The 8,699-nt window shown below is 49.2% G+C and carries 15 protein-coding genes; 13 read left to right on the top strand and 2 right to left on the bottom strand.

Translation table 11 applies throughout. The features are described 5' to 3' along the window. Positions 1 to 27: 27 nt before the first annotated feature. Positions 28 to 435 carry an SPOR domain-containing protein gene (locus D6M16_RS11255; protein ID WP_027251320.1) on the bottom strand — a complete coding sequence of 136 codons (408 nt, stop codon included), beginning with the start codon at positions 433 to 435 and terminating at the stop codon, positions 28 to 30. Positions 436 to 808: 373 nt separating this feature from the next. Between D6M16_RS11255 and D6M16_RS11250 the strand changes: the two genes are divergently transcribed. The 3 genes from D6M16_RS11250 to D6M16_RS11240 all read left to right on the top strand — a co-directional run bounded on the left by D6M16_RS11250 (position 809) and on the right by D6M16_RS11240 (position 2,825). After that, the gene (locus D6M16_RS11250) at positions 809 to 1,195 is read left to right on the top strand and encodes a LexA family protein (protein WP_120512009.1); all 387 of its coding nucleotides are present in this window, start codon (positions 809 to 811) and stop codon (positions 1,193 to 1,195) included. After that, the gene (locus tag D6M16_RS11245; RefSeq protein ID WP_120512008.1) at positions 1,195 to 2,499 is read left to right on the top strand and encodes a Y-family DNA polymerase; all 1,305 of its coding nucleotides are present in this window, start codon (positions 1,195 to 1,197) and stop codon (positions 2,497 to 2,499) included. Before D6M16_RS11250 ends, D6M16_RS11245 begins: the two co-directional genes overlap by 1 nt. A 71-nt stretch (positions 2,500 to 2,570) precedes the next feature. Further along, positions 2,571 to 2,825, top strand: coding sequence for a CG2 omega domain protein (locus D6M16_RS11240; protein WP_120512007.1), 255 nt, complete (start codon positions 2,571 to 2,573; stop codon positions 2,823 to 2,825). An 84-nt stretch (positions 2,826 to 2,909) separates the two neighbouring features. On the opposite strand, the gene D6M16_RS11235 is transcribed toward D6M16_RS11240, so the two are convergent. Beyond that, a complete protein-coding gene (locus D6M16_RS11235; protein WP_120512006.1) occupies positions 2,910 to 3,173 on the bottom strand; it encodes a helix-turn-helix domain-containing protein in 264 nt (87 codons plus the stop codon). A gap of 144 nt (positions 3,174 to 3,317) precedes the next feature. Here D6M16_RS11235 and D6M16_RS11230 point away from each other — a divergent pair, with 144 nt between their 5' ends. From D6M16_RS11230 to D6M16_RS11190, 10 genes are all read left to right on the top strand, one after another. Next, complete coding sequence (locus D6M16_RS11230) at positions 3,318 to 3,566, top strand: hypothetical protein (protein ID WP_120512005.1); 249 nt, start codon at positions 3,318 to 3,320, stop codon at positions 3,564 to 3,566. Continuing rightward, entirely contained in the window at positions 3,563 to 3,718 is a 156-nt protein-coding gene (locus D6M16_RS22230) for a hypothetical protein (protein ID WP_162940995.1), read from the top strand. Before D6M16_RS11230 ends, D6M16_RS22230 begins: the two co-directional genes overlap by 4 nt. Before the next feature lie 22 nt (positions 3,719 to 3,740). Further along, on the top strand, positions 3,741 to 5,555 hold the full coding sequence (locus D6M16_RS11225; RefSeq protein WP_240435596.1) for a rolling circle replication-associated protein: 1,815 nt from the start codon (positions 3,741 to 3,743) through the stop codon (positions 5,553 to 5,555). Continuing rightward, entirely contained in the window at positions 5,545 to 5,730 is a 186-nt protein-coding gene (locus tag D6M16_RS11220; protein ID WP_120512004.1) for a hypothetical protein, read from the top strand. Before D6M16_RS11225 ends, D6M16_RS11220 begins: the two co-directional genes overlap by 11 nt. Continuing rightward, positions 5,723 to 5,959, top strand: coding sequence for a hypothetical protein (locus D6M16_RS11215; protein WP_120512003.1), 237 nt, complete (start codon positions 5,723 to 5,725; stop codon positions 5,957 to 5,959). Before D6M16_RS11220 ends, D6M16_RS11215 begins: the two co-directional genes overlap by 8 nt. A gap of 33 nt (positions 5,960 to 5,992) precedes the next feature. Beyond that, a complete protein-coding gene (locus D6M16_RS11210; RefSeq protein WP_120512002.1) occupies positions 5,993 to 6,460 on the top strand; it encodes a hypothetical protein in 468 nt (155 codons plus the stop codon). Positions 6,461 to 6,463: 3 nt separating this feature from the next. Continuing rightward, positions 6,464 to 7,105 (top strand): P-loop NTPase family protein, encoded by a 642-nt coding sequence (locus tag D6M16_RS11205; RefSeq protein WP_120512001.1) that lies wholly within the window; start codon positions 6,464 to 6,466, stop codon positions 7,103 to 7,105. A 235-nt stretch (positions 7,106 to 7,340) separates the two neighbouring features. Beyond that, the gene (locus tag D6M16_RS11200) at positions 7,341 to 8,135 is read left to right on the top strand and encodes a major capsid protein P2 (RefSeq protein ID WP_120512000.1); all 795 of its coding nucleotides are present in this window, start codon (positions 7,341 to 7,343) and stop codon (positions 8,133 to 8,135) included. A 9-nt stretch (positions 8,136 to 8,144) separates the two neighbouring features. Beyond that, positions 8,145 to 8,432 (top strand): hypothetical protein, encoded by a 288-nt coding sequence (locus tag D6M16_RS11195; RefSeq protein WP_120511999.1) that lies wholly within the window; start codon positions 8,145 to 8,147, stop codon positions 8,430 to 8,432. Positions 8,433 to 8,440: 8 nt separating this feature from the next. After that, positions 8,441 to 8,692, top strand: a complete 252-nt coding sequence (locus tag D6M16_RS11190) for a hypothetical protein (protein WP_162940994.1) — start codon at positions 8,441 to 8,443, stop codon at positions 8,690 to 8,692. Positions 8,693 to 8,699: the final 7 nt, after the last annotated feature.

The raw sequence follows: 8,699 nt of genomic DNA, 5'->3' as shown, positions 1-8,699 counted from the left end.
CGCCCAGATAATCTGAGCGCACTTTTTTTAACGCATACGAAAAACGTCAGTTTGCTTATCACTTTGCACTTCCGCAAAACTGCGGACGAACGGACCTTGTGCCAATATACGAGGCGATAAAGTTTGAATACGCTGCTTCGCTTCTTGTTTAGTGGCAAAATCGCCATAAATAACAGCGTACCAGCTCTTACCTAAACTGTGTTTCCAGTTAACCCAAATTGGATCCTGCCCTGGGATTTCCCGCAGATAGCCGCGAATATCTCGTTCTTCACTCAAAGCAAGTACCTGAATAGTGTAACGATTAGGGTCCAAATGCCCATACGCTTCTTCTGTTGTCATTTTCCCGACGCACTGCCCAGTGTGATACTGCGGGTCAGGCTGTAAAGCACAGCCACTGAGCACGGCCAGTGCTAAAATCATGATGATTTTTCGCATTTTCATTCTCCAATTCCAATCCCTGTCACCAACAGGCGGCCAGTTTAGCCATAAGATAAACTGGCGATCGGATAAATCCCTAAATTAGCGTTGAGTTTGTTGTTTTTTAAAGCAAACTTGCCCGTTTTTTTGCAAATATGTAGCAGCATGATTGCTATGGGCGCCAGAATACCACGACACTGTATATAAAAACAGGTCCCCATTGGCATCACCTAAATGTGAGATAAAGAGCTATACATTTTATCTAGTTATTTCAGTGTATTAGCCACTCTCTGAACTTTTCAGAGCTATGCCGCGTATTTTCTCTGTTCAGTACACCAATTACCTTTTATACTGTTTTTATATACAGTTCTTATTGAGAGGGTAACAAACAATGGCTGTATTACCTTTGTTTATTGAATCTGTTCGGTGTGGGTTCCCATCGCCAGCTGATGGGCATGAAGAGTCACTGGAACTGATGGATTATCTTATTCGTCATCCCAATGCCACTTTTGTCCTAAAAGCGTCTGGCGAGTCTATGACAGGTGCCGGTATTTACGATGGCGACTTATTGGTTGTGGACCGTGCTGAAGCTGTTCTGCCGGGCAGGATTGTTATTGCCCGCATCTTCGATGAGTTCACGTGCAAGCGCCTCATCCGGCATAAAAATGCCTGGTGGCTAAAAGCTGAAAACCCGGCGATGAAGCCATTTCCCATGCCGGAGGACTCTGAAATTTTTGGCGTGGTTACACGTAATATTCATAACTTACTGGATCGCTGATGACTCAAACAGTATCTGGAAACAAGCATCAGATCTGGGCGCTGGTTGATGTTCAGAGTTTTTACACTGCCTGCGAGCAATTATTTGACCCCAAATTAGCAAACAAGCCTGTTGTAGTGCTTTCAAACAACGATGGCTGTTGCGTTGCTATTAATGCACAAGCAAAAGCGGCAGGTATAAAACGTGGGGCAGTCTGGTACAAAATTGAACGAGAAGCTAAACGTGCAGGTGTCGAGGTACGCAGTTCAAATTACGCTCTGTACGCCGATATGAGCCAGCGTTTTATCGACGAGTTGAGGCAATTTTCTCCTCATGTTGAACAGTATTCAATTGATGAAGCCTTTATACGATTAGACGGTTTGGCCACAGAAACACTGACAAGTTATGGTAAAGGTATTGTTGAGGCGATTAAGAAGAGGCTTGGCTTAGCTGTACGTGTTGGCATTGGTACATCACCAACACTGGCGAAACTTGCCAACAATGCAGCCAAACATTATGAAAACAGAGTACATGGCGTGCTTCATATTCAAACGGAGCGGCAAAGAGAGTGGCTGCTGGAAAGAATGGATGTTCAGGATGTATGGGGGATTGGAGCGCGATTGGCTACCCGACTGAAAACCAGCGGTATAACTACAGCGTGGCAATTAGCCAATCAGGATATTGCGTTTATGCGTCAACTCTGGAATGTTGGCCTGACTCGTACAGTATTAGAGCTCCAGGGTATCAGTTGTATTGATCCAGGAGATATTGACGTACCTAAAAAACAAATTCTCTCGAGCCGGAGCTTTGGTATAGGTATTACGGATCAACAAGAATTACAATCTGCACTTGCTTTTCATTGTCATCGTGCCGGTGAAAAACTGCGGAAACAGGGGAGTCAAGCATCCTCAGTTGGGGTTTATATACGAACAAATCGCTATAAACAGCTACCTCAACACAATAAAAGCAGTATGGAATCCTTGGTTTGCCCGACTCAGGATACGCAAAAGCTGATAATTTCAGCACAAGCGCAGCTGGCTAAAATGTATCGTCCTGGTTATTCATATCAAAAAATTGGCGTAATGCTGAATGAGCTCAGCCCTGTGAGTGAGAACAAACTTCAGTTAGACATGTTTAGCGAAGATGCGCTGCAAGAGAGTAAACGCCGCGATCTCATGCTCATCACAGACAAGCTCAATACGCGTTATAAAAATGGCCTTAAACCAGCATCCGTTATCGCAACCAGCAATTGGCACATGCGCCAAGCGTTCCGCTCAAACCGATGGACCACTAAGTTAGACGAAATACCAGTGGCAAAGTGTTAAAGACCGTTGTTTTGTACAACTTCGTCTACATTAATATGATTGCTATTGTGAATTGATTCGGAGTAACAACGATGAAGCTTTCCCTTTATATCATTTCGGCATTGGTACCATTCTCAGTTGCTGTTGCAGAAATCACTGTGTCAGGTGAGAACATTGAAATCAACAAAGACTGCATTCGCATAGACAGTAACAACGTCAAGATTCGTTCTGATGACTGTGATGAACAAAACAAAGTAAATAAAAACAACGATAATCGCAGTGTCCAAGGCGATCACAATCCAGGCCAAGGCCATGATAAAGATAAGAAAAAAGATAAAGGGAAGTAATTTAAATCAATCTGGCTCAAGCCTGATGCTTCTAACTAGAACGCACCCATAAGTGCGCATAACATAGAGTGTGGTAAGTCTAAGTTATGCGTGTTGTTCGAGGTTTAATGCCTTGAATAAACGAGGGTTTTCGTACTTATCATGAAGGATACAGCTGACGACATTTTGATCATCAATTTGCAGAAGGTCAGCTACTTTAAACGCAACATCCCACTCCATTGAATTCTTACCAAGCATCCAATTACTAACGCGCGCACGAGAAACCCCTAGAATTTTAGAGAGTTGGTAGTCTGTAGTCAGGCTGTACTTGGCTTTTACTTGGTTCAACAATTCAATTGTGTGCGTCATTTATTTGTCCGTCGCGAGGCAAGATTGTTAAATCATAGGCGATCAAAATGATCAATCCTATAGTAAGGGTATCTTGCACGTAATTTTCTCTTGCTATTTAATACCTGTCACACAAAAAAGTGCTGATCAGACAGGATATTAATCATGGACACTGCGCAAAAAAATCCTATTCACTCACCTTGCCCGGACATGGCCGGATTGACTGATTTTGATGCAGCGCTAACCCAAAAGCGGTTAGCGGGTGTCCGTGCTTTACGTGAATCACTGGGATTGAATACTGGCCGAACATTCAAGGGAGGTCAGGATATGCGATATTCACGCAGATTTCAGGCCGAAGCCCGTCGAACCGCCATACTGCGCCGCGCTGCTCTAATTAATGGCGGTGCATTATGAATACAATTCAACTCATCAAAAACGAAATCAAAGCCAGCTTAATTCTGTCTCGCCAGTATCGGCTAGCCGGGGATCGTGAATCTGCATTTCAATTTCTGAATGATGCCAATCAGGCACGCGCTGAATTAAATCAACGTATGGGGTGGGCTTAATGGAACTTTTGATTGAAGTGATATGCATGATTATCAGTTTAATCGGCGTGGGCATTATGATTGGGATGTCGATATCAGAATGATTTCGCAAAGCGATTTGAATTACATCGCCGGGGCCGTGATCCCGGGCGATAAAATTGAACAACGAACGGCCAGCTTTGATGCTGGTTTTTTAGGGTTCGATTTTTGTGGCCCACGCCCCGAAACACTTTCACCACAGAAATTATGGGAGCTGAACCGGGTTAACCGGGACAATGATTTTTTTGCGCGCAAGTCAGATGAGTGGAAAAGGAATCTGCCGTTTGCCAGTCGTGAAAAACTCATCCGCGAAGCGGCGGCGCAAGCCGAAAGTCATAGGCTTGTCCAAGGGCGCAAAAGTCCGACAAGTGCAGAAGCCCAAAGTTATCCCCATCATCCACAGCGCGATCAGTTAGCGCGCATCGAAGCACAACGGGATTATCTGGCCCGGCGTGTCACGTTGGATAGTACGGAAAGCTTTTTCAACCATGACATCTTGCAGCCAATTGAAGACGCGCCGGCAATCGACGACCGCCGCTCAAAAGTGCGTCTGATGCATCGGGATTGGTCTGGACAATACCGGGTTTTATACACCACCCAGACCCAACCGGGAGACGCACCGGATCCACAGGACGGAGACCGTTACACGGAAAAACTGACACAGCGAGCGGTCAGTAAGATATTTGAATCAGGTGCCTATGTGGCGACCTGTTACGAAGGTTTCACCACTTTCCTGACCCTGACTTTCACCAAAGAGCAACGTAACGAGATTTTTGAAGGGAGGACCACCATAGGCCGTGAAGTATCGCGCTTTCTGGATGGGGCCAAGAAACTCTACAAACGCGGATTCAAAGCCCGTTACGTAACGAAAAAAGACCCGGAGACAAAAAAGGCATTTTGCCCGTTACCTAATGTAACGAAAGAAATCGCCCCGAACAGCGATGATTTTCATTACATCTGGGTGGCAGAGTGCCCGGCCAATGAGGACGGCGAGCCGAATCCCCATGTGCATGTGTTGCTTAAATGGCAGGTTGAGCCAGATGTTTTCAATGCCTGGGCGGAACGTATTGAAAAAATTTGGGGCAATGGCTTTGCCAAACTGGAGCGTATCAAGCATCCAAAGGCGGCAGGGAGCTACATCATCAAGGCCGTAGGCTATGCAGCCAAGGGAGCAAATGCGGATCAAGGGCTCATCAAAGGTAACCGCTACAACATCGCCCGTTGCAGCCGTGCGCCGGGCTGGGACTGCCTGCTGTCCTTTGAGGCGGACAATATGGCCGCCATCATCAAGGAAATGGGATACAAGCTGGAGCAATGGCGTAAGCCCCTTGAGCGTAAATTAGCCCGCCTACAAAGACAGCACAAAGAGGCTATCCGGGCGAAGGCCGTCGCCAAGAACGCCAACAAACCGGAAGAGGTCAAGAAAAAGCTGGCCGCCAAACTGGCCCGGCTTGAAAACGCCATGAAATCCACGCGGGAGGAAATGAAAAGCCGGGGTGTCCATGCCACAACGAAAAACATCTTTTGTCTGTCGTTTGATGGAGATGAGGCTGAGAGCAAAGCCCATGACTTTTTAGTCTGGGCTGCCGGGGCGCGAGGCTGGGGCATGCGGCCAGCATCCGGGACAGACAGCGAGATCAAAGAAATTAAACAATTTGCTGACCAGTATTACGCCGGGACATACACCGCCTTTACGGAAAGGCGCTGTTACTGGAAAGCGCTTTTATCTGAAACACCACCGTCTGAGCCGGATGAAAACGAGCTGGCTTTCTGGCGGGAAACACTGGACCAATACGAAAGGATAAACCATGCAGCTTGAACAACTCACAAATGAAATTGAAACCGAAGTCAAAAAAGCTACCCAGCACCCGATTTACGGGCGTTTTCTGGCCCCCCTTCGCCTGATGGTGACGTGGATGAAAGCCGTGAACAGGGAAATGCAAACCATGCGTGACTTCATGAACAGCCAAGACGAGGATAACCGCCATGCCTAACGATACGATTGGGCACGTGACATGTCCCATCGTGGGCGACCGGGCCGAAGTACGCCAAGACAAGCGCGGAAAACTTTATTACTTGGGTGAGGCGGGCATGATTAAGCCCAACTTGCCCGCCGGGCAGTTATGGCTACAGAAAGCCATGCAGCCACTGGAAGCGCTACAGGATGAGCCTGATCCGGAAGAATCCACCATTCAGCGGCTGGCAAAGTCGCTTATCGGTTAAACATCAACAATTCACTGTCGGGAGACAGAGACCATGCAAGACGAAGATAAGAAACAAGTTCAGGCTGATATTGCCTTGTTGACTGCGGAAGCGGTTGAACTCGACGGCGGCACACTGCCGCCAGTAACCCAAGAATCAGACGGTGAATCCCTGCCGCTACCGTCCGCCCCCCCGGAAGAAAAAGACCTGAACGCCATCAAAGGCGCTTTGGGTGTCGGTGTGACGATGGCCGCTGCACTGGTGTGCCCGAATTGGCATCTGACGCCGGAAGAAATTGACGCTGTCAGTGATGCCGGGGCCGCTGCCATTGATCACTATTTCCCGGACACAAACCTTGATCACCCGCTGGCAGCGTTAGCCCTTGTCATGGCTGGGGTGGCCGGGCCGCGTCTGGTGATGGGTATCCCGATGCGCCAGCCCAAAGAACAGGACAGCAAGCCAGAGCAGGGGCCGGAAACACTGGACGAGCCTGTAGACAAACCCACCTTGGTGGAGGGGTAACCTATGGCGCGGATTGATACGACGCTGGAAGCCCAGCACGAATACATTTGCGGTGCCACGGGTGCGGGTAAATCAAGCCATGTGAAGCGAGTGATTGATAAAGCGAAGCGGGTCATCGTTTGGGATCCCGATGATGAGTATACCGGGGCGGGTTGGGTTCGCTGCAGTTCTGCCGTTGAGTTGCTGGACTGGTTACACCGTCACCCGGCGGGAAATCTGAAAATTGCTTTTGTGGCCGGAGGGCAAAAAGCCTTTGAGTTTTGGTGCAAGGCAGCGTTTGCATGGGGCTATTGTGTCGCCGTCGCGGAAGAAATAGCAGATGTCACGACGCCAGCCAAAGCGCCGCCCGCATGGGGCACCCTGTCACGCCGTGGTCGTAAACGGGGCATCAAGGTGATGGCTGTCACTCAGCGCCCGGCAGAGGCAGACAAGACCATTTTGACGCAGGCGGCCATTATCCGGGCCGGGCTGCAAGGCCGTGATCCAGACAGGATGGCAATCGCCCGTGAAATGAATATTTCCGTTGATGTGATTTCCGACCTGAAGCCCTTGGATTACGTCGAGTTCAAGCGGCGTGATCTCTCCGTGGTGAAGGGAAATCTGACACACAAGCGCATTGAACAGGTAAAAGCGCCCGTTACGTAACGGAAAGTTAGAAAAAGTGCTTGTAAATCAAGCTAGATACATAGCAATATGACCTTGCTATAAGGGCACGTCGGGAGACGCCCCTGTTTTTTGTTCACGCCGTGAGGCGCTAACACATAGGTAATCAAATGGTAAAAAAATATCTTCCACTCGTCTTCGTGACACTGGCCACCATGGCCATGGTGAACCGCATCCCGCAAGTTAAGAAAATTGTCGGTTAAGGGGGCGGTAACACATGGCACGTATGACAAAAAAACTGCCGTCATTCTCTAACGTCAGTGCGGGAGCAACCGCAACCCTGAACATGCCTTTGGGCCTGTCTTATCACCAAGTCCTGATTGATTTTTCCGGCGTCACGCTGGCGCAGATGAAAAACATCCGCTTTGAAATCAACGGTAAAGTTGTTCAGAAATGGGCAAACGGTGAGCGCCTGAATAAGCTGAATCAGCATTATGGCCGTGGCGCGGCCACTGCAACCACACTGCCGATCTGGCTAACCCGTCCTGAAATGGATTCACTGGCAGAGCAGCGCGTCTTTGCCTTTGGCACCTCGGATGTGCAAACCCTGTCTTTGCTGATTGATATCGACGATGCAGCGGCAGCGCCAAAGCTGACCGCACACGCGATCAAAGGCAATCAGGCACCGCTGGGCATCATCACCAAAATCAAGACGTTCCCGGTTTCCTTTGCCACCTCTGGCGAGCAGGAAATTGATAACTTGCCGCTACCGCCTACGGCACGTATTGCCGCAATCCACCTGTTCAGCGCGGATGTTTCCCGCTGTGAGCTGGAAATGAACGGCCAAAACGTGTTTGAAGCGGACAAGACGCTGATTTCTAAGATTCAGACAGACTATGGCCGCACACCACTGAGCACCGAAAAACTGACGCTGGATTTCATGCTTGAGGGTGACATGTCTCAGGCGCTAGTGCTGGCCGGGGTGCAGGACTTCCGTCTGCGTCCCGTGTTGGACAATCCCGGTTCAATTGATGTGGTTGTTGAATATCTGGATCAGTTCGCAGGTATCTAAGGGGGGCCAATGGCTGAAGCAACTCAATCTTGGTCATCCGGCTTCATGGATAACACCATGGATATCTTTGGCAAACTGGCAGGCACCTACCTTGAATATGAACGTATTCAACACGGTGTTGATGCCAGCGGCCAAAGTCAGTCTGCGGTGATCAACCAACCGGAAAAAGAAAACCAAGTTACAGAGCTGAACCCACAGCAGTCCGCCCCAAGTGGCGGCCTGCTTGCCGGGCCTCAGGTGTATTACGTTATGGGCGGTTTGGCTTTCGTTGGCCTTATCCTGCTGGTTAAAAAGTAGGGGGCCACATGGATCCAATCACAATGGCAGCAATGTCATCTGTCCTCGGCGGAGGTGGCGGCGGGGCAATGCCCGGTATGCCATCTCTCGACGGACTTACGGGCGGTAATGCTGGCCCGTCAAACGCACAAGGCGGCGAGTACACAAACAGTCTGGATTTTTCCTACAACCCACCAAGAGGAGGCGGTGACATGCCCCCTTGGATGTGGCTAGGAATCGCGGCCATTGTGGTCTTTGGCTACGTTGCGACAAAGCGCTAAGGGGGCA

The sequence above is a fragment of the Photobacterium salinisoli genome, assembly GCF_003614885.1.
Taxonomy (GTDB): domain Bacteria; phylum Pseudomonadota; class Gammaproteobacteria; order Enterobacterales; family Vibrionaceae; genus Photobacterium; species Photobacterium salinisoli.
This window is presented reverse-complemented; position numbering and strand designations above follow the sequence as displayed.

Coding starts and splice junctions, on each gene's coding strand:
- D6M16_RS11255 (WP_027251320.1), bottom strand. CDS start 435: ATGCGAAAAATCATCATGATTTTAGCACTGGCCGTGCTCAGTGGCTGT.
- D6M16_RS11250 (WP_120512009.1), top strand. CDS start 809: ATGGCTGTATTACCTTTGTTTATTGAATCTGTTCGGTGTGGGTTCCCA.
- D6M16_RS11245 (WP_120512008.1), top strand. CDS start 1,195: ATGACTCAAACAGTATCTGGAAACAAGCATCAGATCTGGGCGCTGGTT.
- D6M16_RS11240 (WP_120512007.1), top strand. CDS start 2,571: ATGAAGCTTTCCCTTTATATCATTTCGGCATTGGTACCATTCTCAGTT.
- D6M16_RS11235 (WP_120512006.1), bottom strand. CDS start 3,173: ATGACGCACACAATTGAATTGTTGAACCAAGTAAAAGCCAAGTACAGC.
- D6M16_RS11230 (WP_120512005.1), top strand. CDS start 3,318: ATGGACACTGCGCAAAAAAATCCTATTCACTCACCTTGCCCGGACATG.
- D6M16_RS22230 (WP_162940995.1), top strand. CDS start 3,563: ATGAATACAATTCAACTCATCAAAAACGAAATCAAAGCCAGCTTAATT.
- D6M16_RS11225 (WP_240435596.1), top strand. CDS start 3,741: ATGCATGATTATCAGTTTAATCGGCGTGGGCATTATGATTGGGATGTC.
- D6M16_RS11220 (WP_120512004.1), top strand. CDS start 5,545: ATGCAGCTTGAACAACTCACAAATGAAATTGAAACCGAAGTCAAAAAA.
- D6M16_RS11215 (WP_120512003.1), top strand. CDS start 5,723: ATGCCTAACGATACGATTGGGCACGTGACATGTCCCATCGTGGGCGAC.
- D6M16_RS11210 (WP_120512002.1), top strand. CDS start 5,993: ATGCAAGACGAAGATAAGAAACAAGTTCAGGCTGATATTGCCTTGTTG.
- D6M16_RS11205 (WP_120512001.1), top strand. CDS start 6,464: ATGGCGCGGATTGATACGACGCTGGAAGCCCAGCACGAATACATTTGC.
- D6M16_RS11200 (WP_120512000.1), top strand. CDS start 7,341: ATGGCACGTATGACAAAAAAACTGCCGTCATTCTCTAACGTCAGTGCG.
- D6M16_RS11195 (WP_120511999.1), top strand. CDS start 8,145: ATGGCTGAAGCAACTCAATCTTGGTCATCCGGCTTCATGGATAACACC.
- D6M16_RS11190 (WP_162940994.1), top strand. CDS start 8,441: ATGGATCCAATCACAATGGCAGCAATGTCATCTGTCCTCGGCGGAGGT.